General features: G+C 32.9%; 23 protein-coding genes. 8 read left to right on the forward strand and 15 right to left on the reverse strand.

The genetic code is table 11. The features are described from left to right. Nucleotides 1-5: 5 nt before the first annotated feature. The 8 genes from EU96_RS0108905 to EU96_RS08630 all read right to left on the reverse strand — a co-directional run bounded on the left by EU96_RS0108905 (nt 6) and on the right by EU96_RS08630 (nt 5,521). On the reverse strand, nt 6-257 hold the full coding sequence (locus EU96_RS0108905) for a hypothetical protein (RefSeq protein ID WP_032525687.1): 252 nt from the start codon (nt 255-257) through the stop codon (nt 6-8). Nucleotides 258-327: 70 nt separating this feature from the next. Then, on the reverse strand, nt 328-1,629 hold the full coding sequence (locus tag EU96_RS08660; protein WP_032525688.1) for a homoserine dehydrogenase: 1,302 nt from the start codon (nt 1,627-1,629) through the stop codon (nt 328-330). 44 nt (nt 1,630-1,673) lie between these two features. Then, a complete protein-coding gene (locus EU96_RS08655) occupies nt 1,674-2,093 on the reverse strand; it encodes a SufE family protein (RefSeq protein ID WP_032525689.1) in 420 nt (139 codons plus the stop codon). A 39-nt stretch (nt 2,094-2,132) separates the two neighbouring features. Then, nucleotides 2,133-2,690, reverse strand: a complete 558-nt coding sequence (locus EU96_RS08650; protein WP_032525690.1) for a 5-formyltetrahydrofolate cyclo-ligase — start codon at nt 2,688-2,690, stop codon at nt 2,133-2,135. 9 nt (nt 2,691-2,699) lie between these two features. Next, nucleotides 2,700-3,173 carry a crossover junction endodeoxyribonuclease RuvC gene (gene ruvC, locus EU96_RS08645; protein ID WP_032525691.1) on the reverse strand — a complete coding sequence of 158 codons (474 nt, stop codon included), beginning with the start codon at nt 3,171-3,173 and terminating at the stop codon, nt 2,700-2,702. A gap of 5 nt (nt 3,174-3,178) precedes the next feature. Beyond that, nucleotides 3,179-4,267: a magnesium chelatase ATPase subunit I gene (gene bchI, locus EU96_RS08640; RefSeq protein ID WP_032525692.1), complete on the reverse strand. Its 1,089-nt coding sequence runs from the start codon at nt 4,265-4,267 to the stop codon at nt 3,179-3,181. Between the two features lie 121 nt (nt 4,268-4,388). Continuing rightward, nucleotides 4,389-5,138: an RNA methyltransferase gene (locus tag EU96_RS08635; RefSeq protein ID WP_032525693.1), complete on the reverse strand. Its 750-nt coding sequence runs from the start codon at nt 5,136-5,138 to the stop codon at nt 4,389-4,391. Beyond that, nucleotides 5,135-5,521: a c-type cytochrome gene (locus EU96_RS08630; protein WP_032525694.1), complete on the reverse strand. Its 387-nt coding sequence runs from the start codon at nt 5,519-5,521 to the stop codon at nt 5,135-5,137. The genes EU96_RS08635 and EU96_RS08630 overlap by 4 nt, the downstream gene beginning before the upstream one ends. Nucleotides 5,522-5,575: 54 nt before the next feature. On the opposite strand from EU96_RS08630, the gene petG reads away from it, so the two are divergent. After that, a complete protein-coding gene (petG, locus tag EU96_RS08625; protein ID WP_025926645.1) occupies nt 5,576-5,695 on the forward strand; it encodes a cytochrome b6-f complex subunit V in 120 nt (39 codons plus the stop codon). Here the strand turns inward: petG and rsmD are convergent. The 4 genes from rsmD to EU96_RS08605 form a co-directional block, all read right to left on the reverse strand. After that, on the reverse strand, nt 5,672-6,271 hold the full coding sequence (rsmD, locus tag EU96_RS08620; RefSeq protein WP_032525695.1) for a 16S rRNA (guanine(966)-N(2))-methyltransferase RsmD: 600 nt from the start codon (nt 6,269-6,271) through the stop codon (nt 5,672-5,674). The genes petG and rsmD overlap by 24 nt on opposite strands. 12 nt (nt 6,272-6,283) lie before the next feature. After that, nucleotides 6,284-6,901 carry an imidazole glycerol phosphate synthase subunit HisH gene (gene hisH, locus EU96_RS08615; RefSeq protein WP_032525696.1) on the reverse strand — a complete coding sequence of 206 codons (618 nt, stop codon included), beginning with the start codon at nt 6,899-6,901 and terminating at the stop codon, nt 6,284-6,286. 11 nt (nt 6,902-6,912) lie between these two features. Continuing rightward, entirely contained in the window at nt 6,913-7,236 is a 324-nt protein-coding gene (gene trxA, locus EU96_RS08610) for a thioredoxin (RefSeq protein ID WP_011376622.1), read from the reverse strand. Nucleotides 7,237-7,467: 231 nt separating this feature from the next. Further along, a complete protein-coding gene (locus EU96_RS08605; protein ID WP_032525712.1) occupies nt 7,468-8,631 on the reverse strand; it encodes a GuaB3 family IMP dehydrogenase-related protein in 1,164 nt (387 codons plus the stop codon). Between the two features lie 179 nt (nt 8,632-8,810). Here EU96_RS08605 and gyrA point away from each other — a divergent pair, with 179 nt between their 5' ends. After that, the gene (gene gyrA, locus EU96_RS08600) at nt 8,811-11,408 is read left to right on the forward strand and encodes a DNA gyrase subunit A (RefSeq protein WP_032525697.1); all 2,598 of its coding nucleotides are present in this window, start codon (nt 8,811-8,813) and stop codon (nt 11,406-11,408) included. Nucleotides 11,409-11,432: 24 nt separating this feature from the next. Further along, complete coding sequence (gene crtL, locus EU96_RS08595; RefSeq protein WP_032525698.1) at nt 11,433-12,644, forward strand: lycopene beta cyclase; 1,212 nt, start codon at nt 11,433-11,435, stop codon at nt 12,642-12,644. 4 nt (nt 12,645-12,648) lie between these two features. Here crtL and EU96_RS08590 read toward each other — a convergent pair whose 3' ends face one another. Then, a complete protein-coding gene (locus tag EU96_RS08590) occupies nt 12,649-14,232 on the reverse strand; it encodes a glycoside hydrolase family 57 protein (protein WP_032525699.1) in 1,584 nt (527 codons plus the stop codon). Nucleotides 14,233-14,459: 227 nt separating this feature from the next. Here EU96_RS08590 and EU96_RS08585 point away from each other — a divergent pair, with 227 nt between their 5' ends. Then, nucleotides 14,460-16,088, forward strand: a complete 1,629-nt coding sequence (locus tag EU96_RS08585; protein WP_032525700.1) for a 2-isopropylmalate synthase — start codon at nt 14,460-14,462, stop codon at nt 16,086-16,088. Between the two features lie 93 nt (nt 16,089-16,181). Continuing rightward, nucleotides 16,182-16,574, forward strand: a complete 393-nt coding sequence (locus EU96_RS08580; RefSeq protein ID WP_032525701.1) for a hypothetical protein — start codon at nt 16,182-16,184, stop codon at nt 16,572-16,574. Nucleotides 16,575-16,582: 8 nt separating this feature from the next. Here EU96_RS08580 and EU96_RS08575 read toward each other — a convergent pair whose 3' ends face one another. After that, on the reverse strand, nt 16,583-18,055 hold the full coding sequence (locus EU96_RS08575; RefSeq protein ID WP_032525703.1) for an HDIG domain-containing metalloprotein: 1,473 nt from the start codon (nt 18,053-18,055) through the stop codon (nt 16,583-16,585). A 74-nt stretch (nt 18,056-18,129) separates the two neighbouring features. On the opposite strand from EU96_RS08575, the gene folD reads away from it, so the two are divergent. From folD to EU96_RS08560, 3 genes are read left to right on the forward strand one after another with little or no spacing between them, the layout of a single operon-like run. Then, the gene (folD, locus tag EU96_RS08570; protein WP_032525705.1) at nt 18,130-19,026 is read left to right on the forward strand and encodes a bifunctional methylenetetrahydrofolate dehydrogenase/methenyltetrahydrofolate cyclohydrolase FolD; all 897 of its coding nucleotides are present in this window, start codon (nt 18,130-18,132) and stop codon (nt 19,024-19,026) included. A gap of 36 nt (nt 19,027-19,062) precedes the next feature. Then, nucleotides 19,063-19,965 (forward strand): polyprenyl synthetase family protein, encoded by a 903-nt coding sequence (locus EU96_RS08565; RefSeq protein WP_032525706.1) that lies wholly within the window; start codon nt 19,063-19,065, stop codon nt 19,963-19,965. A gap of 13 nt (nt 19,966-19,978) precedes the next feature. Continuing rightward, nucleotides 19,979-20,458 carry a divergent PAP2 family protein gene (locus EU96_RS08560; RefSeq protein ID WP_032525707.1) on the forward strand — a complete coding sequence of 160 codons (480 nt, stop codon included), beginning with the start codon at nt 19,979-19,981 and terminating at the stop codon, nt 20,456-20,458. On the opposite strand, the gene EU96_RS08555 is transcribed toward EU96_RS08560, so the two are convergent. Continuing rightward, the coding region (locus EU96_RS08555) for a cobyrinic acid a,c-diamide synthase (protein WP_032525713.1) at nt 20,455-21,465 on the reverse strand (1,011 nt) is incomplete at its 5' end. The two genes, EU96_RS08560 and EU96_RS08555, sit on opposite strands and share 4 nt — an antisense overlap.

A 21,465-nucleotide genomic window follows, 5' to 3' on the forward strand; every position in this document is an offset into this window, starting at 1 on the left:
TTAAATTATTCAGAGGATTCATTTGAGCAAAAAATTTGTAAGGTTATTTGACTTATTTCTAAAGCAAATGTTTTTTTAGAATTACAGGCAAAAGGCCACTCTCTCACCCAACAAATTTTTTTACCTATATTTATACCAATTACTTGAAAAGTCTTATTACTATTTTTAATTTTCACACAAGCACCCTTATAAAGGTTTTCAGAACAAGTTAAATTATTATTATCATTTTTATTATGTAATAGTTTTGAATGAATCATTAAGGGGCTAAAACAAAAAACTTACTTTCTTCGGTTTAACAAGCTATTAAGAAATTTGCAAACTATTTTTTTAAATACAACTTAATTGACTTGCAATAATTTTGACTTCATTTAGAGAATTTATTTCATCTTTCGATTTCTCAAAATTTCCATTATTCACCTTATGAGTTATAACAACAATTTCAGCTTTGTCCTCACTTGCATCTAGTTGAACAATTGATTCGATTGATACATTATTATTTCCAAAAATATCTCCAATCTTTCCTATTACGCCTGGACTATCAAGACAAATAATTCTAAGATAATTTTTTTTATTTATTTGAGAAGATCCAATAATATGACAGTTTCTCCAGAAATCAAAGGATAATAATGGATCGATTGAATTATTGTTTTTTACTGAGGCGGCATGCAGATTTAATATATCTGATACTACTGATGCAGCAGTTGGGCCACTCCCTGCACCTGGACCATACAACATTATTTCTCCAAGAGGGTCAGCCTCTATCAATAAGGCATTGTTAACTCCCTTGACTGTTGCTAATGGATGAGATTTTGGAATCAAGGAAGGGCCTACCCAAATATTCAAAGCAAGAGAATCATTACTATTAATTTGTCGCCTTTCTGAGAGGGCCAAAAGTTTTATTTCAAAACCTAATTTATTGGCATATTCGATATCCTTGAGATTAATTTTACTAATGCCCTCAGAATGTATCTCGTCTCTTTTGATTTTACCTCCAAATGCGAGTTCACTAAGAATTGAAATCTTATCAGCAGCATCATGTCCCTCAACATCTGCCGTTGGATCAAATTCTGCATACCCAAGGCTTTGGGCCAATTTCAAGGTCTCCTTATAATCAGCTTTTTCATTGGTCATCTTTGAAAGAATAAAATTTGTTGTACCATTTATTATCCCAACCATTTTTTTTATGCTGTTACTTTTTAATGATCTTTTTAAGGGTTCGATTATTGGAATCCCACCGCAAACTGCAGCCTCTGACAATATATAAACTCCTTCTTTAGCAGCAGTCTTATATATTTCTTCTCCATATCTTGCGATAACTGCTTTATTTGCTGTAACAACAGATTTACCTGATCTTAATGATTGCAGAATAATATCTTTTGCTAAATCAACCCCACCCATTACTTCAACAATTACATCTATAGAGGTGTCATTAATTAATTCAAATGGATCATCAGTTAATAAATTATTTTCTAGCTCAATATCTCTTTTTTTACTTAGATCTTTAACTGCTATTTTTGCAATTTCTATTTCTTTTAGAATTGGATGTGAATCAATTTCAGAGCTTAATATTTTAAAAATCCCTGAACCTACAGTTCCAAAACCTACAATACCAATTTTGCATTTTCTCATTTTTTATTTCTTTTGGATTTGAATTTAATTTTATATTATTAGACCTACAAAAATTCATTTGCTTGAGACTGCATTTTCAATAGTATGTTTAAAAAACCATTTGACCTTGAAGGGGTTAAGCTTGCTTTTAAACCAGTATCTTCAATAAATTTCTTATTTATTTTAACAACCTCATTTGGGGTTAATTCATTTAATCCAGTAATTAGAAATGCCAATAAACCCTTGGTTATTAGGGCATCAGAATATCCTTCCCAAAATAGTCTACCGCCTTTAATATTTGCCTTAACAAAAACTTCTGAAACGCATCCTTTAACCTTATTTTCTTCAACAAGGACTTTGCTATCTGGTGCTTTCAATTTTTTGCCTAACCATAAAATGAACTCATATTTTCTTTTTGGATCTTCTGATTTCTGCAACTTTTCGACTAATTTTGATAAATTTTTATATTTTTCTTGATTTTCCATTTTTATAAAACTATTAATAAACCACTTGTAGATCTCTTATTATACAAATATTTCTTTTTCTGTGATAAAGCCTGATAAGGGAATATCCCACTCAGCTCTGGCTAATGGAATCGTACTTACACAATTAGAAGTTAAAACTCCAATGCATGGTACAGTCCTCCAATTTTTATTTATCCTTAATTTATCAAAATAACCTCCTCCATAACCTAATCTTATTAAATTTTTATCTACAGAAAGACATGGAACAAGTATCATACTTATCTGCTTATGACTTAATGAGAAAGAGTTATTTGGACTTAGTATCCCCTCAGAGTCTTTTGTAAGAGGTTTTTCATCCCATGGATAAAATAACAACTCTTTTTTATCTTTACATCTGGGCAAAGCTAAAGAAATTTTTTCCTTTAGACTTCTAATATCTACTTCATTTTTTAGAGGCCAATATATTGCTATGTAACCAATATTTTTATATTCCTCAATAAATGAATCAACATATAATTTTACGTTCTTTTCTACATTTACTCTTTGATTAAGAGAAATCTCATCTCTAAGTTTTCTGAAAGTATCCCTCTCCAATTTCTTTTTTTCAAAGATAGTCATATTGAATCTTCAGTTGAATCCTTCTTCATTTAGTTTTGTGAGTGCTATGGCCAATGCATCTGCTGAATCATCAGGCTTTGGAGGCTTGTTAAGTTCTAAGTTATGCATAACAGCATCAAGAACTTCTTTCTTAGATGCTTTTCCAGACCCAGCAATGGTTAACTTTATCTGAGCAGGAGAATATTCACTAACAGGGATTTTTTTAGAGGCCAATACCATCATAATTACTCCTCTAGCCTGCACCACACTAATAGTAGTACTTGATCTATAAAAGAAAAATTTTTCTACCGCCGCTACATTTGGATTCCAATGATTTACCAATTCATTAAGATCTTTGAAAATCTCATAAAGTCTATCTTCTTCTTTTTTATCTTTACCTGTCTCAATAACTCCACAATCTAGTAATATCTTTTTTTCATTTTCTATTTCAATAATTCCATAACCAACTCTAGCTAATCCAGGGTCAATCCCAATTATTCTCACTGTAATTAAGCTTCTGCAGACAATTGGAATTTTGAAATATTTTCTTTTTCATCTAAATCAAATACTTTACAAAAAGCTTGAATAACTCTTTCACCTGAATCAACTTGTTCTAAAGGATCTTTTCTTAGCCTATGTCTTAAAGAACAAGAAATAACCCTTGCTATGTCATCTTCTTGCACTTCAGTTCTGCCCTCAAAGGCTGCAATTGCCCTTGCCGATCTATTTGTAACAATATCTCCACGTAACCCATCAACATCAAGTTCTCCGCAGATTGCAGAAATATTCAATCTAAGATCATCGTCCATCTGAACAGAATTTAATATTTCTTGAGCTTTAATAACCTTTTGTTGAAGTTCATCCTGTTGTTTTTCAACACTCAATGAAAACTCATCAGGATTATCATCAAAAGAAGTTCTTTGATCAACTACTTGAACTCTTAATTCTGCATCTCTAACTGTCTTAACCTCAACACTCATTCCAAACCTGTCCAATAGCTGAGGCCTTAATTCACCTTCTTCTGGGTTACCTGAACCAATAAGAACAAACCTTGCAGGATGTCGAACTGAGACTCCCTCCCTTTCAACTGTATTCCATCCGGAAGCAGCCGAATCTAACAGTACGTCAACTAAATGATCATCTAGCAAATTAACTTCATCAACATATAGTAAACCCCTATTAGCCTTTGCCAATAATCCAGGTTCAAATGCCTTAATACCTTCACTCAAAGCCTTCTCAATATCAATAGTTCCGCAAAGCCTGTCTTCAGTAGCCCCTAAAGGTAAATCAACCATAGGCACTTGTTTTTGAATACTCTCTAGATTTTCTCCTTGAACAACTTTTTCCAAAACTTCTTTACTCTGCAAATCAGGATCAATTAGAGAACTATTATATGGATCATCTTTAACAACTTCTATTGCTGGCAACAAATCAGCTAAGGCTCTTATTGTAGTAGATTTTCCAGTCCCTCTATCACCCATTATCATGACTCCTCCAATTCTTGGATCAATAACATTTAACAAGAGTGCTAATTTCATTTCTTCCTGACCAATTACAGCTGTAAAAGGAAAAACTCTTCTTTTCTTTGTTGTTGTCACAGTTTTAGTTTTCTTAAATAATCAAATAATCAATAGATGCTACTTCAGAAAATGTTTTTAGTAAATATCCCTATCAAATTTAAACTAGAGAGTAATAAAATCTAATTTAATTTATAAGATCCTAATTTTTTTTTGAATTATTCAAAAACCAGTTTATTTGATGGACAACTCCTCTTAAAACATTTATTTCGTGCATTGATGTATTTGCTCTTAAGATGTAACTCTTAAATTTACTTATTTTTGCCCTTGAGGTATGTTTTAAAAGATATCCAACTCCCAGAAGCATTTCCTCTATCTCAACAAATGAATCATGTATTTGTTTTGATGATGCAAGATTAAAAACATCTAATTCCCTATTGAAATTTTTTTTTGAAGACTTATTTAATTCATACAAAACTATTGAAACTGCGTGAGAAAGATTTAAAGAAGGATTATTTTGAGAAGTAGGAATATTAAAAGTCTTATTAGCCAAAAGTAATTCACTATTAGTTAAACCTCTATTTTCTCTGCCAAATATAATTGCTAAATTATTTATCTTTTTAAAAGATTTAGTCCAATTAAATATATCTTCTGAAGATTCAAAAAATGAATCTTTACTTATATCAATCCTTCCACAAGATGCTAGAACTAAATCACAATCAAAAATTGCTTTTTCCAGATTATCAAAAATCTTACAATGTTCAAGAAACTTTTGACCTTTAAGGGCCATTTTTTTTGCTTCTAAAGAAAATATATCGCATTTTGGAGAAACAATTCTTAACTCTTCAACTCCAAAGTTTGAGCATAATCTAGCAACGCTCCCAACATTTAAAGGGCCATTTGGTTCAACTAATATTACCTTTAAATTAGAAAAATTTTTCTTCAAAATCATTCAAGGCTATGAAGATATTTTAATAAATTGGACATATTTACAGGATCAATTTCAAAACTTGGCATTGGGGGGGTAAGGCCTCCAGTAACTTGTTTTATTATCTCTTTATCATTTAAACGTTGAGTTATTGAGTGTAAATCTGGCCCCACTAATCCTCTTGCTGTAATTCCATGACATCCAACACAATTTATTTTAAAAAGAGCATCTCCTTCCTCAACAGATCCTTTAAGCTCAAGAGTTTCAATAATATATTTGTTGTTATCACGATGATAAAAGAAAAATATTGAAAAAAATACCAATAAAACTGCAAAAATAATTAAAAAAATTTTCAATAGTTCTCTTTTATAGTCTTTTTCTGCTGCAGATGATGAAGATGTTGACACAAAAAATAGTCTCTATGTAACAATTGTGATTAAGAAATTATAAAAAGGCAAAAAATGATCGAGCCTCTTCTATGTGGAATTGTTTTAGGGTTAGTTCCAATAACTCTTCTTGGATTATTCGTAAGTGCATGGAATCAATACAGAAGAGGTTCAGGGATTTTGGACATTGATTAAAAATGTCAATCTTGATTGTCCATAGTCTCTGACATCTATAGTTTCCCATAAAGTATTTTTTTTAATACAAAGTTTTGGAGAATGTTCACAAATAACTATTGAATCTTTTTTTAAAAAATTACAATTAAAAATTTGATTTAAAACTAATTCATGATAATTCAGATTATATGGAGGGTCTAGATAAACAAAGTCAAATTTTAATTTGTTTAAATCCATAATTTTAGATGATAAGTTTCTCTCGTGATTTGGTTTTGTCCAGTTCAAGACGTCTTTACAAATAACCTCAATATCATTTTTTCTGTCCTCTTTATCCTGCAACGAAAGTAGGTTTTTTAAGCAAATTTTTGAGTTGTTTTTGTTTTTTTCTATTGCAATTATTTTTCTTGCTCCATGATTATATGCTTCACAAGATATGGATCCTATGCCACTGAACAAATCTAACCAGTTACTATTTTCAACTCTATTGTTCAATATATTAAATATAGCCTCTCTAACTCTCAAAGTTGTAGGTCTCGTATAAGTATTATTTGGACTTTGAAGTCTTTTACCACCTATTAATCTTAAGTTTGTCTTCATCAGTAATATCAGTTATTGAATATTACTCAGCCATTTTCTTAAAAGTTTTTCTCCAGTTTTACCAGATTTTTCTGGATGAAATTGACAGGCCATCAAATTATCATTTTCAATCATAGCTGTTAATTTTTCAGTACCATAATTAACCTGAGCTGAAATAAGACTTAAGTCATCTGGAATAGCATGATAGGAATGTACAAAATAGACCCAATTATTTAATTCCTCTAGTTCTAGTAAAGTATTTGGTTTTGTAGGTAAAAGTTTGCACCAACCCATGTGTGGGATTCTTTGGTTAGCTATATTAGGAATTTTTTGTATTTTCCCCTTTAAAATCCCTAGTCCTTGAACTTTCCCTTCATCACTAGATTCAAAAAGGAGTTGAAGACCTAAACAAATCCCTAAAAAAGACTTTCCACTATTTATCCAATTTTCCAAATCAGTTATCAAATCCGTATTTATAAGATTAATCATCGCAGGATCAAAAGATCCAACCCCAGGAAGAATTATCGCCTTACAAGCCTTTGATTCCTTAAAGTTTTTAATTAGTAGTATTTCTTCTCCAAGACTTTCTAGAGATTTTGTTACGGAATGAATGTTACCCATCCCATAGTCTATAAGTCCAATTTTATGCAAAGCTCTTTATTTTATAAATGCTTAGTTAAGGTGCTTGAAAGAGTTGCTTTTGGTACAGCTCCAACCACAGTATCAACCTTTTGACCACCTTTAAAGATCATTAATGTTGGGATACTTCTAATTCCATATTGACTGGCAACATTTGGGTTCTCATCTGTATTTAATTTAAAAACTTTAATTTTCCCTTCAAAGTCTTTTGAGATTTCTTCTACGACTGGTGCAACCATCCTACAAGGACCACACCATGGTGCCCAAAAATCAACCAATACTGGTAGATCACTTTGCAGTACATCCTTGTCAAATGAAGAATCAGTTACGGCTGGAGCTGATGACATAATTTAAGTATTCCTTTAAGAAAATTTAGCAGGCAATTCTTTTAAGTGATGATTTCATTACAGATAAAATAATATAAGTAACAAAATATCTAAAAAAGCCCGATATAATCGGGCGATTTAGTGTGTGAGGAGTATGGGGTTTCCCCCATCATTTAATAATAACTCCTAATACGAAATTTTTCAGTTTAATAGTTAATTCACAAAGGTTTTATAAATTTTATCTAAAATAAATTACTTACCCATCCCAAGCTGCTGTGCTTTTTGATAAACCTTACCCTCTGTAAGAAGGGATGGTGCAATAACTATTTCAACCTCTTGCATTTCTTGGATGTTTTTAGCCCCAAGAGTACTCATTGATGTTCTAATAGCTCCTAATAAATTATGTGTCCCATCATCAAGTAAGGCAGGGCCTTTAATTATCCTTTCTAAAGATCCTGTAGAGCCGACTTCAATTCTAGTTCCCCTTGGCAATATAGGACTTGGAGTAGCCATACCCCAGTGAAATCCTTTACCTGGAGCATTTGAGGATTTAGCTATTGGAGAACCAATCATTACTGCATCTGCGCCACATGCTAAACATTTACAAATATCTCCACCAGTCACAATTCCTCCATCTCCGATAATGGGAATATAATGACCACTTTCTTTAAAATAATCATCTCTCGCCGAACTACAATCAGCAATTGCGGTTGCCTGAGGGATTCCAATTCCCAGCACCCCTCTTGAAGTACACGCTGCTCCAGGGCCTATACCAACCATCAACCCTGCGACCCCAGCCTGCATAAGAAGTTTAGCAACTTCGTAAGTAACACAATTGCCAGCGACAACAGGGACTTTCATAGATTGACAGAGATCTTTAATATTTAAGGTTTCCTTACCTTCCATACCGATATGCTCAGTTGAAACAACTGTTCCTTGGAGGAAAAATAAATCTATTTTGGAATTATTAAGTGTTTCTTGAAATTTAATGGCAGCTTGAGGCGTTCCACTAAACGCAGCAATGCCTCCTCTTTCTTTAACCTCATTTATTCTCTGTAAAATCAATTCCTCCTTAACGGGTTCACTATATATCTTCTGCATTAATGGAACAAAATCATTTTTTCCAACTGATGCAATTTTACTTAATATTTTATCAGGATTTATATATCGTGTTTGTATCCCCTCCATATTAATAACCCCTAGGGCACCTAATTTGGTAAGTTCTACAGCCGTATTAACATCCACAACGCTGTCCATAGCACTAGCTACAATAGGAACTTCTCTCTTTAAATTACCTATCAACCAGGAAGGATCAGTCAAATCGTAATCAAGTGTTCTTTTGCCAGGGACTAAAGCTATTTCGTCAATGCCATATGCCCTTCTGACTTTTTTGTTCAAACCAAGTTCAATATTCACGAATTTTTTATTTATTTTGATTAAATTAACAACTAAAGGGGTAATAAGCCAAGGTTTATTCAAAAACATCAGGTTTTTTTCTGAATTTGTGTGTAAATGTCAGTATTTGGGTATTAATTATATCTTTTTTTTTATTCATTATGACAATCAGCGATTATTATTAAATAAAGCTTTTATGTATGTCTGATATTGTAGATCCCGGGAACTCTGGATTAAGCGAAGATAACGATCGAATTATTCAGACCGACTTAAGAAATGAGATGTCTCGCTCTTATCTCGAGTATGCAATGAGCGTTATAGTTGGTCGTGCTCTTCCAGATGCGAGGGATGGATTAAAGCCTGTTCATAGAAGAATTCTTTATGCAATGTATGAACTTGGTTTAACTAGTGGTAGGCCATACAGAAAATGTGCAAGGGTTGTAGGAGAAGTACTTGGTAAATACCATCCCCACGGTGACACTGCAGTCTATGATGCTTTGGTAAGGATGGCTCAGGATTTTTCTATGAGGATGCCACTAATCGATGGTCATGGAAACTTTGGTTCTGTAGATAACGATCCTCCCGCAGCAATGAGATATACAGAATCTCGTCTACAGTCTCTTACTGATGAAAGTTTATTAGAGGATATTGAATCTGAAACTGTAGATTTCGCTGATAACTTTGACGGTTCTCAACAAGAACCAACAGTTTTACCCGCAAGAATCCCTCAACTACTTTTAAATGGATCATCTGGTATAGCAGTAGGAATGGCAACTAATATTCCACCCCATAACTTAGGAGAATTAATAAATGGTCTCAAAACAATAATCAGAAATCCATCGATTGAAGATAGAGAACTTTTTGAAGTAATTAAGGGTCCTGATTTTCCCACGGGCGGTCAAATCTTAGGAAGAGATGGAATTAGAGAAACTTTTAAAACGGGAAGAGGTTCGATAACCATGAGAGGTGTAGCAAATATTGAGCAAATTAAATCAGCTGGCAGATCAGAAAAAGATGCTGTGATAATTACAGAACTCCCTTTTCAAACTAATAAAGCGGCCTTGATAGAGAGAATTGCAGATATGGTTAATGAAAAAAAATTAGAAGGTATTTCTGATATTAGAGATGAAAGTGATCGAGATGGGATGAGGATTGTTATCGAGTTAAAAAGAGATGCCTATCCACAAGTAATTTTAAATAATTTATTTAAATTAACACCGCTACAAAATAACTTTAGTGCGAATATTCTAGCCTTGGTTAAAGGAGAGCCCACAACTCTTTCTCTTAGAAAAATGTTAGATGTATTTCTAGATTTTAGAGTAGAGACCATAAAGCGAAGAACAGGATTTTTATTAAAAAAGGCAGAAGAAAGAGATCACATCGTAAAGGGTCTTTTATTAGCCTTAGGTGCTATGGATGAAATTATTAATCTAATAAGATCAGCAAAAGACACAACTTCAGCTCGAGAAAGATTAAAAACTGATCATGAATTATCTTCCACACAGGCAGACGCAATCTTACAAATGCAGTTAAGAAGATTAACAGCTCTTGAGGCAGATAAAATCAAAGCAGAACATGAAGAATTAACTCAAAAAATTAACCAATATAAGCAAATATTAAATAGTAAAGAAAGAATTCTTGAAATTATTCTTGAAGAACTTAATAAAATTGATGAAAGATTCTCTTCGCCTAGAAAAACAGAAATATTAGACATTGGTGGAGGACTAGATGATATTGATCTAATAGCAAATGACAGATCAGTAGTTCTATTAACCGAAGCAGGTTATTTAAAAAGGATGCCTGTTAATGAGTTTGAATCTACCAGTCGTGGGTCTAGGGGTAAAGCTGGAACAAAGACTCAAGGAGATGATGACGTTAAATTATTTATAAGCTGTAATGATCATGATACTTTATTACTTTTCAGTGATAGAGGAGTAGCTTATGCTCTACCAGCATATCGAGTTCCTATGAGTAGTAGAACTGCAAAAGGTACCCCATCCGTTCAACTTCTCCCAATACCAAGAGAAGAAAAAATAACTTCACTATTAGCTGTAGATTCTTTTAATAACGATTGTTATCTATTAATGCTAACAAAGGCTGGCTTTATAAAAAGAACTGCTCTTTCTGCTTTCTCCAAAATTCGCTCAAATGGACTAATAGCAATTAATCTTGAGGATGGAGACGCCCTAACATGGGTTAGATTATCAAAAGAAGGAGATAGTGTTTTAATTGGATCTAGAACAGGAATGGCGATCCATTTCAGATTAGATATCAATGAATTAAGACCACTTGGCAGGACAGCAAGAGGGGTTAAATCAATGAACCTAAGAGAGGGAGACAATCTAGTTTCTATGGATGTTTTAACATCTGATTTAGTTGATCAATTAGCTAAAATTGAAGACCTCAACAAAGAAATTGATGAAAATCCTGAGGTTAACTCTTCAGAAGGTCCCTGGGTATTAATAGCTAGTGCATTTGGACTAGGGAAGAGAGTACCTGTAACTCAGTTTAGATTACAAAAAAGAGCTGGGATGGGTTTGAGAGCTATAAAATTCAGAATTAAAGATGATGTACTAGTTTGTTTGAAGGTCCTTGGTGAAGGAGAAGAATTACTTTTTGTCACAGAAAAAGGTGTAATTGTTAGAACAAACGCAGATAAAATATCTCAACAGTCTAGAGCCGCTACTGGAGTGAAATTACAAAGATTGGATGAAGGTGATCATTTATCAGAAGTGGTATTAGTTCCTCGTGAACAAATAGAGGACCCAGACCAACTTAACTCAGGGGAAGAAAATTAAAAGGCTAATGGTGAATTAAATAATATGGAAATACTTGATATTTTAATTTTAGGTTCCGGACCTGCAGCATTATGTTTAGCTTCTGAATTAGCAAAGCAAGATCTAAACATAAAGGGCATATCAACAAAATCTCCAAATGAAAAATGGGAAAACACATATGGCATATGGGCATCTGAATTAGAGGAATTAGGGTTAGAGTCCTTGTTATCACACCGATGGTGTAAAACAGTAAGTTTTTTTGGGAATGGGGAAAATAAAAAAGGAAACATTCCAACAAAACATAACTATGATTATGGTTTAATAAATCAAGAAGCCTTTCAAAATGAACTTTTAAAAAAATGCAAAGGTATTGAATGGTTGAATGAAACAGCTAAACATATTTCAGAGAAAAACAAAATCTCTGAAGTAATATGTTTTTCAGGTCTAAAAATAAAAGCAAGGTTAGTTATTGATGCAAGTGGACATAAAAGTAATTTTGTAAAAAGACCAGCTCAAAATGAAATCGCTCAACAAGCTGCCTATGGAATTGTGGGGAAATTCTCTTCACCCCCTGTTAATAAGGAACAGTTTGTATTAATGGATTTCCGTCCAAATCATTTAAACAATGAAGAAAAGTTATACTCTCCTTCTTTTCTTTACGCTATGGATCTAGGAGATGAAACTTTTTTTGTTGAAGAAACTTCATTAGCTAGTTATCCAGCATTATCACAAGAGAATCTTAAAAAAAGACTTTTTAAAAGACTGAATGGTAAGGGGATTAAGGTGAATGAAATTTTTCATGAAGAGAATTGCCTTTTCCCAATGAATTTACCCCTCCCATTTAAAAAACAATTTGTTCTTGGTTTTGGAGGGGCCGCAAGTATGGTTCATCCTGCATCAGGATACATGATCGGATCTTTATTAAGAAGAGCTCCACTCCTTGCAGAAAAATTAGCAATCTTTTTGAAAGAACCTCATCTAAGTTCTCTTGAGCTAGCAACAAAAGGTTGGGATATCCTATGGCCTTATGAGTTAACACAAAGGCATAAGCTATACCAATATGGCCTAAGAAGATTAATGAGTTTTGACGAAAGTAGATTAAGAAGCTTTTTCTCAAATTTCTTTAAATTATCGACAAAAGAATGGGTAGGTTTTCTTACTAATACACTTCCACTTCCAAAACTAATTTACGTGATGAGTAAGATGTTTATAAATTCTCCTCTAAAAGTAAAATTAGGAATGCTTAAGTTAAATTAGTATCTTAATTTCGCCAATCATCAATATTAATATTAGGAAAAACATTATCTTCTTCCTCAATATCTTCAAGAAATTCTAAATTAATATTGGAATGATTTTTAATCATTTCAACTAGTTTCCAGAACCTTAACAAATGTCTTTCTATTCTCTCTTTTGCAAGCTCAGTTGTAGTTCCAGCTCTTAGGATAAAACTCCAATCTGAGGACTCAGAGAGAAGTAGTTCTCTTGCTGCCTGCTTGAAAAGTCTTGAAGATAAGTCATTATTAAAATTTTTCGAGCATAAATCAATAAAAGTTGAGCCTGCTTTTGTAATTTCTGGAACGATCCAAGCATTTGAATCATTAATCCAGTAATTATGGTAACCACCTTGCCCCCAGCTAGATGGCGATGGATCACAAATCTGAAGATTTGGCTTTAGAAGTAAAAATTCTTTTAAATTTGTAAGCTTAATTGAATATTTACGAGAGTTCTTTAAAATATATTCAATAAATAAAGGCCCCTCATACCACCAATGCCCAAATAACTCTGCATCAAATGGAGCTACCAATAAGGGATTAAAGGAAGAGGATAAAGTTAATTTTTCTAACTGTTTAGATCTTGCTAGAAGATAAGCATCAGCATGTTCCGCAGCCTTCTTTTTGGCTTCATTTTCTAAGTAAAACTCCTTTTTACCTAATGGTACTCTTTCATCCGTAATCTTATGAAACTTTAGACCCAAAGGTCTTTTAGTTGAAATACCCTTCTTTTGGAGCTCAGTAATAGGTAATTCCCAACCCAAATCTTTATGAAATTCCCTATAAACTTTGTCACCCGGGAATCCATCCTTAGCAGACCAAACGGGCAAGGTTGACTCACTATCTCTTCCAAAGAATGCAACTCCTTTTTTCGAGCAGATTGGAGCATATACACCATATCTAGGCCTTGGTGTGGAATTTAGAATCCCATGACCGTCTAAAATTGCATATCGAATTCCAGAATTAAATAGTTTTTCATCTAAATTTTCATAATATGCACATTCAGGTAACCAAATACCTAAAGGCTTAGTTCCAAAAATATGTTCATGACTCCTAATAGCTGTGTTAATTTGTCCTTTAACAGTTTCAGGATTCTCCCTTAGAATTGGCAAATATCCGTGTGTAGCCGCACAAGTAAGAATATCCAAATTTCCAGAGGCATTTAAAACTCTAAACTTCTCAATTAAATTTCCAGAACATTTTTGCCAGTATAAGTATTTGTCATTAAGATTTTTCAATAAAAATGCAGAGGCATTTTTTTCCTCTTGTGGCAGTTCATTTAAGAAATCATTCCTTGTTTTAATCCAGCTTGGGAAAGTTTCTTGAGTTTGTTTATTATCTAGAAGTGATAATAATGTTGGAGACAAACTAATAGTAAGTTTTGTATTTAAAGGATTTTCATTTTTGGAAGATTCTATTGATTGAAGTAGTGGTATATAACATTCCAATATCGCCTGAAATAACCAATCTTCTTCTAACGAGTTTTTTTCATTTTTTCTGACATAAGGAAGATGAGCATGTAAAACTATCGCTAACTGGCCTAAAACATTTTTTTTTGGGTATTGCCCATTCATACTTTTTATAATTTATGCGTGTAATTCTATAAAAAATCAAAATTAACCTTTTATAAAAAGGAAGCTTTAATCTTAAAACAATACTTTAATAATTAAAGGATTTTATTTTTTTTTTCAGAATTTTAACCAATATTGTTAAGTAATAAGCATGCATCAAGTTTTTATTGAACAAAATCTAGTCATTTTTTTTTAATTAGCTTAATATAAAGTTTAAGTGATTCCTGCTAATGTCCAAAGATCCTGGAAGAATTTTGATCTTTGATACAACTCTTCGTGATGGAGAGCAATCTCCTGGTGCTAGTTTAAATCTTGAAGAAAAGCTTGCTATCGCGCATCAATTAGCAAGATTAGGAGTAGATGTTATTGAGGCTGGATTCCCTTACGCAAGTCCCGGAGATTTTAAAGCAGTTAATAAAATTGCCAATGCTGTAGGGAAAGAAAATGGTCCTATTATATGCGGTTTAGCTAGAGCGTCCAAGGCTGATATAGAAGCATGTTATGAAGCAGTAAGTCCAGCTCCCAAGAAAAGAATACATACTTTTATTGCTACAAGTGATATTCACCTTAAACATAAACTTAAAAAATCCAGAAAAGATGTTCTTCAAATAGTCCCAGAAATGGTTAATTATGCTAAAGGATTGGTAGATGATATCGAGTTTTCTTGTGAAGATGCCTCAAGGAGTGATCCTGAATTTTTATACGAAGTAATTCAACTAGCAATTTCTGCAGGAGCGACAACAATAAATATCCCTGATACTGTTGGGTTTACAACTCCAAGTGAATTTGGCAAATTAATAGCGGATATTAATAAAAATGTTCCAAATATTGATGAGGCAGTAATCTCGGTTCATGGTCATAATGATTTAGGCTTAGCAGTTGCCAATTTTCTAGAGGCAGTAAAAAATGGGGCAAGACAACTAGAATGTACTATTAATGGAATTGGTGAAAGAGCCGGGAATGCCTCTCTAGAAGAATTAGTAATGGCATTGCATGTTAGGAAAAGTTTTTTTAACAGTTTTTTCAAAAGAAATTCAGAGTCTCCAACTCCTCTTACAGCTATAAGAACAGAAGAAATAACAAAAACATCTAGGCTCGTTTCCAACCTTACTGGAATGACTGTTCAACCTAATAAAGCAATTGTGGGAGCTAATGCTTTTGCACATGAGTCAGGCATTCATCAGGATGGAGTCTTAAAAAATAGACTAACTTACGAAATTATCGATGCAAAAACTGTTGGTTTGAGTAACAACAAAATATCTTTGGGAAAACTCAGTGGAAGAAGTGCAGTAAGAGCAAGATTAGAAGAGATGGGATATGACTTGAGCCGGGAAGACTTAAATGATGCTTTTGCTCGTTTTAAGGATTTAGCTGATAGGAAAAGAGAAATTACTGATAGAGACTTAGAAGCAATTGTTAGTGAACAAGTACAGCTTCCAGAAGCTAAATTTCAATTAAGTCTTGTACAAGTAAGTTGCGGTAACGCATCTAAACCTACTGCAACAATCACTCTTTTAAACACGGAAGATAATACTGAGGATACTGCTGTATCATTAGGTACTGGACCTGTTGATGCTGTCTGCGAGGCTTTAAATAAATTAGCTAAAGTTCCTAATGAATTAATTGAATTTTCTGTAAAGTCGGTGACAGAAGGTATTGATGCTTTGGGCGAAGTAACCATAAGAATTAGAAGGGATAATAAGATATATTCTGGTCATTCTGCTGACACGGATGTTGTAGTTGCTGCTGCTAATGCTTACGTTAATGCTTTAAATAGGCTTGTATTCTCTGAGAAAAAAAAATCAATTCACCCACAATTTGATAATTTAGAAAATTCTGAGAAAAATATTTCTATATAATCCTGCAAATTAAATTATTTCTTAGGATTATTAAGTAGCATTAAAAATAGTCTCTCAATACTGTAGATTGAAAAATAACTAAAGCAGTAAATAATGAGAGAAAGGTTACTAGGATATTGGGTACTTTCGTGGGTTGGGTTAATAAGCAATATAATTGCACTTCCAATAATCGCATTAATAATAAGTTATGGGCCTCCACTAAAAGTTGCGAATATAACTCTTGCTATAAGTATTGGTTGGCCTGCTGCGATCGTTGGAATAGTTTCTTCAGCAGCTCTTTTAGCAGAGAGGAAATGGGGAGTAACTTTAACTCTAGTATCTCTATCAATGGTAATTTCTGGTATGGGTCCTTACTCAGTAGTAAGGCTTATAACTCTTCAAGACATATTTGGAATTGGTGGGTTTACACTTTTTACAACATTATTAAGTACGTTGGCTCTTCTATATTGGTGTAATCCAAAACATCGAAGAAGTATCAGGCTATAAATTTAGAATTAAGAAAAAGTATTGTTCTTGCTAGTTGGATACTGAATTCTTCTATGTCTAATTCTTTTCCATACATTCAAAAATGCCCTTTTTATTAAAAAAATTTCTCCCTTTGATAAATTACTATCATCTAATTGGCCATCTTTTTGACGTGAGTAGATAATTTTAGATATTGTTTCCAAAGCTTGTTTATCAGTTGCATTAATATTCATAGCTCTTAGTGCTGCTTCACATCCATCAGCAAGCATTAAAATAGCTGTTTCTTTTGACTGAGGAATAGGACCATTGTATCTAAAATCATTTTCATTAATCTTGATATTTTTTTCTTTAGCTTTATGAAAAAAATATCCCATTTTTAGAGTGCCTTGATGTTCTGGGATAAAATTTGCAATTGGTTTAGGGAGCCTATTTTTTCTTGCATACTTTAATCCTTCATCAACATGTGCCTGTAATACCTCTGCACTTCTAATAGGATCATCTATTTCGTCATGTGGATTTTTTGATCCATCCTGATTTTCAATAAACCAATTAGGGGCATGTAATTTACCAACATCATGATATAACGCTCCAGTTTTAATTAGATCGATATCACCACCAATCATTCTTGTTGCTTCCTCTGCTAAACCACAGATAAGTAAGGTATGTTCAAAAGTACCAGGAGCTTCAAGAGACAATCTTCTAATAAGAGGTTTCTCTTTATCAGCCAATTCGAGTAATCTAGCTTTAGTTAACAATCCAAAAATCGATTCAAAAATAGGAATAAATAATATAGTAAAAAGCATTACTATTGCTAATAACAGAGAATCTGAAAATATATCTCCTTTAGCAAAAACAAATTCTTGTTTGTCAACAAGAGATATTTTATCTTTACCTATTAATATCCATTGACTTAAAAAAGATCCAATGGAAACAAAAATTGAGAGTTGAAGTAACTGAGCTCTACTTCTTATTCTTCCTCCAAGTAGAGATACTACTGAAGCGCAGACTAATAAAATAAAAAATAAATTATTATTTATAGCAATTGCTGGGTTAGGCCAAATAAGGCTCGCTGTTGAAACCCAACTTAACGCCGTTATGCTTCCCATACCTTGAGATATTATTAATGCCGGTGGAATTATAATAGATAATGGACTTATGGTTGAAGCCAAGGATAATTTCGAAGCTTGTACTGCTAAAAGAAGAGTTATGATCAAGATAATCTGTCTTGAAGAAATTGTAGGATTCTCTTTTTTTGCAACTAATATCAAAATCCCAGAACTAATAAGTGCTTCAGTAAAGGTCAAAAACCAAGAAAAAATATCTGAGATATTTAAAGGCGAAAAAACAAGTAATTTATAAGAGGAAATTATTGAAATTAAAATGCATATTAAAAAAATTATGAGATTATCAATTTTTGAAATTCTTGTTGGCTGCTTTATTGGAACTTGACTCCTCCTCCACAGATAAAACAATTTTTTTAAGGTAGATGTAAGGTTTTGCACAGAATATAATTAAATCTATTTGATTAATTTAAAATTATAGGCATGCTAGGTGTAAAAAGGAGATGTTTTTCTAAATGTCATTAAAATTAGACGGTAAAAAATTATCTCTTGAAATTGAGGAAAAATTAAATAACTATATTTCCAGTAATAAAAAAATTGCCAAAAGATCTCCTGGTTTAGCTGTAATAAGAATAGGAGAAGACCCTGCGAGTGGTGTTTATGTTAATAACAAGGAAAAAGCATGTTCAAGGGTTGGAATAAAGAGCTATATCTTTCATCTAAAAGATAATGCAGAGCAAAAAGAAGTAGAACAATTAATAAAAAAACTAAACATTGACAAAGATATTGATGGGATATTGCTCCAACTCCCCATCCCAATGAAGTTTGATGAGCAACGACTGATAAGTTATATTAATCCAGACAAAGATGTAGATGGATTAAATGAGATAAACATTGGCAAATTAGTGAAAAATGAGCCTGCGATGAGATCATGTACACCAGCAGGAATTATCAATTTATTAAGATCCCAAAATATTACAATTGAAGGAAAGAAAATTGTTGTTATCGGAAGAAGTTTACTAGTTGGGAAACCCCTTTCGCTTATGCTTTTAAACCTTAATGGGACAGTAACAATGACTCATTCAAAAACATTAAATTTAAATAAAGTCTGTAAAGAAGCTGACATATTAATTGCTGCTGCAGGGAAACCTAATCTTGTAGATTCTAGTTTTATAAAAGAGGGAGCAGTGATTATTGATGTTGGGATACATAGATTAAAAATTTCTGATAAAAACAAAACCAGATTATGTGGCGATGTATTATTAGAAGATGTCATTCCTAAAGTATTTGCTTACACACCTGTTCCAGGAGGTGTAGGCCCAATGACCGTAACAATGTTACTGGTAAATACTATTTTTAGCTGGCAAAAAAAATTTGGTTTATCATCAACCCTAAATGACCTTTTGCCATAAATCTAAGATGAAAAAAATTATTTTTAAAGGTATGAAATGACTGACGTTTTAAATAACATTTCAGATTTTGAAAAATATCTTAAAACTGCAAAAAAAATTGTAGAAGAAGCACTTGATTTCTCCCTAGGACCCGAAAACCCAGAAATACTTAGGGAGTCAATGAGATATTCTCTTTTGGCTGGAGGAAAAAGAATACGTCCTATTTTATGCTTAGCCTCTTGTTCACTGGCCGGAGGAGAACCTTCTCTAGCTGTTCCTACGGCGGTAGCGATAGAAATGATTCATACAATGTCCTTGATTCATGATGACTTGCCCTCTATGGACAATGATGACTTGAGGAGAGGTAGGCCGACTAATCATAAAGTTTATGGAGATGCATTAGCTATTCTCGCAGGCGATGCTTTATTAACTAGAGCCTTTGAAATGGTCTCTTTAAGAAGTCCAGGAGTTGATCCAACTAGATTATTAAATGTAGTTGGTGAACTTTCCTTGGTTGCAGGTGCACCGGGTCTAGTAGGAGGACAAGTTGTTGATTTAGAATGCGAAGGCAAAGAAGTAGACCTTAAAACCCTAGAGTATATTCACCTTCACAAGACTGGGGCTTTATTAAAAGCTTGCGTAAGAACAGGCGCGATGATTGCAGGTGCCAACGAAAAACTATTACAAGCTCTGACAACATATGCAGAGGGAATCGGATTAGCCTTCCAAATTATAGATGATATTCTTGATTTAACTTCGAGCAGTGAAAAACTTGGTAAAACGGCAGGTAAAGATCTTTTAGCTGACAAAACTACATACCCTAAATTACTTGGGATGGAGGAGTCAAAGAAAAGAGCATTTCATTTAGTAGAAAAAGCAAAAAATGCACTTGAACCTTGGGGTTCAGATGCAAAGTATTTAATATCCCTAGCTGACTTTATTACAAATAGAGACAGATAAATAGTTTTAATTTATGTCTGAGTTTTTTGCCTTTTTTAATAATTCAGTTCTTTTCTGGAGTTTATTGTCCTGTTTACTGGCTCAATTTTTTAAAATTGTATTCAATTTCTTTTCAACTGGAGAGATTAAATTTAGAATTATGTTCGAGACAGGAGGGATGCCTTCGAGTCATTCCGCCTTAATAACTGGTGCTTCATCTGGTATAGGTTATGAATTAGGATTTGATAGCTCAATATTCGCATTATCAGTTGCAGTCGCCCTTATAGTTATGTATGACGCTAGTGGTGTTCGAAAATCAGCTGGTATTCAAGCTGCAGAAATCAATAAGCTATCAAAGAAACTAGACCCTAAATCTGAATTACTTCTAAAAGAAACCCTAGGTCACACAAAATTTGAGGTTATTGTGGGGAGTTTTTTGGGACCATTAATTACTTTGCCTGGAATGTTTTTTTTAGGTTCCCCTCTTAAAATATTTGATTTGATAATAAATTAAGAATCCATTGAATAAATAATTTGAGTCGCATTTATAAAGTTTTTTGCAACTTCTTGAGAACTAGGCAAATGTAAGTGAATCCAACTTGCATGTAATTTATCATCAAAAAAGCCTTCATTTTTGTATTCAGTTTCCCAAGATTTAATTTTCCACGGAGAAGAGAGTTTACGCTGATAATCAGTTTTTTTTAAATCAAATTCAGATAAATAATTATTTTCAATTTCCCAGTAATGAAATTCATGTCCCCTAATTAATTGATTTTGTTTAATAATCGGAGTATCTTTTAAACCCTCAATATATCTATAACCTACTGAAAGTTTACTTTTTTTTGATTTAAAAGGTAGGATGCCACTCATTTTATGATTATTACCATTTTCATCTTTTATTAAGTCTCCAAGAATCATCATCCCACCGCACTCTGCATATATAAATCCATTTTTGCGGAATTTCCTTAACGAATTTAAACTTTTTCTAGAGTTACTTATTTGCTCAGCATATTTTTCAGGAAACCCACCAGGAATAATTAAAGAAGAAGCCTCGTTAGGTATTTCTTCATCATCATAAATACTCCATGAAATCAAAGGTATGCCTATTTCACTCAAAAACTCCTTAGTTTCAGGGTATTGAAAATGAAAGATTTTATCTTCTGCAATTGCGATAGGTTTACTTTTGTCAATTTTAAAATCTTCAACACTAACCGATTTAAATATTTTCTTTTGAGGAGATATCAGAAATTTACTTAGAGAAAACATATCAAGATTTCTTTCGGCGAAACTTGCAAAATATTCAACATCAATTTCTTCGCCATTATCGAATGGAGATATCAAACCTAAATTTGCTTTGTTTAAAGTTATTCTTGAATCAGATGGTAAAAAACCAAGGATTTCTATATCTTCATTTTTAAAAACCTCTTCGATTAATTTTTTATGTCTAACCGAATTAACGTTGTTAAAGATAATTCCTGCTATCGACAACTCACTATCGAAATCTCTAAAACCTCGAATGGT

Origin of the sequence: Prochlorococcus marinus str. MIT 9302, assembly GCF_000759975.1 — a bacterium.
Taxonomy (GTDB): Bacteria; Cyanobacteriota; Cyanobacteriia; order PCC-6307; family Cyanobiaceae; genus Prochlorococcus_A; species Prochlorococcus_A marinus_M.

What these genes read in the sequence shown, in the direction of transcription:
- EU96_RS0108905 (WP_032525687.1), bottom strand. Translation starts at nt 257, where the DNA reads ATGATTCATTCAAAACTATTACATAATAAAAATGATAATAATAATTTA.
- EU96_RS08660 (WP_032525688.1), bottom strand. Translation starts at nt 1,629, where the DNA reads ATGAGAAAATGCAAAATTGGTATTGTAGGTTTTGGAACTGTAGGTTCA.
- EU96_RS08655 (WP_032525689.1), bottom strand. Translation starts at nt 2,093, where the DNA reads ATGGAAAATCAAGAAAAATATAAAAATTTATCAAAATTAGTCGAAAAG.
- EU96_RS08650 (WP_032525690.1), bottom strand. Translation starts at nt 2,690, where the DNA reads ATGACTATCTTTGAAAAAAAGAAATTGGAGAGGGATACTTTCAGAAAA.
- EU96_RS08635 (WP_032525693.1), bottom strand. Translation starts at nt 5,138, where the DNA reads ATGATTTTGAAGAAAAATTTTTCTAATTTAAAGGTAATATTAGTTGAA.
- petG (WP_025926645.1), top strand. Translation starts at nt 5,576, where the DNA reads ATGATCGAGCCTCTTCTATGTGGAATTGTTTTAGGGTTAGTTCCAATA.
- rsmD (WP_032525695.1), bottom strand. Translation starts at nt 6,271, where the DNA reads ATGAAGACAAACTTAAGATTAATAGGTGGTAAAAGACTTCAAAGTCCA.
- trxA (WP_011376622.1), bottom strand. Translation starts at nt 7,236, where the DNA reads ATGTCATCAGCTCCAGCCGTAACTGATTCTTCATTTGACAAGGATGTA.
- gyrA (WP_032525697.1), top strand. Translation starts at nt 8,811, where the DNA reads ATGTCTGATATTGTAGATCCCGGGAACTCTGGATTAAGCGAAGATAAC.
- crtL (WP_032525698.1), top strand. Translation starts at nt 11,433, where the DNA reads ATGGAAATACTTGATATTTTAATTTTAGGTTCCGGACCTGCAGCATTA.
- EU96_RS08590 (WP_032525699.1), bottom strand. Translation starts at nt 14,232, where the DNA reads ATGAATGGGCAATACCCAAAAAAAAATGTTTTAGGCCAGTTAGCGATA.
- EU96_RS08585 (WP_032525700.1), top strand. Translation starts at nt 14,460, where the DNA reads ATGTCCAAAGATCCTGGAAGAATTTTGATCTTTGATACAACTCTTCGT.
- EU96_RS08580 (WP_032525701.1), top strand. Translation starts at nt 16,182, where the DNA reads ATGAGAGAAAGGTTACTAGGATATTGGGTACTTTCGTGGGTTGGGTTA.
- folD (WP_032525705.1), top strand. Translation starts at nt 18,130, where the DNA reads ATGTCATTAAAATTAGACGGTAAAAAATTATCTCTTGAAATTGAGGAA.
- EU96_RS08565 (WP_032525706.1), top strand. Translation starts at nt 19,063, where the DNA reads ATGACTGACGTTTTAAATAACATTTCAGATTTTGAAAAATATCTTAAA.
- EU96_RS08560 (WP_032525707.1), top strand. Translation starts at nt 19,979, where the DNA reads ATGTCTGAGTTTTTTGCCTTTTTTAATAATTCAGTTCTTTTCTGGAGT.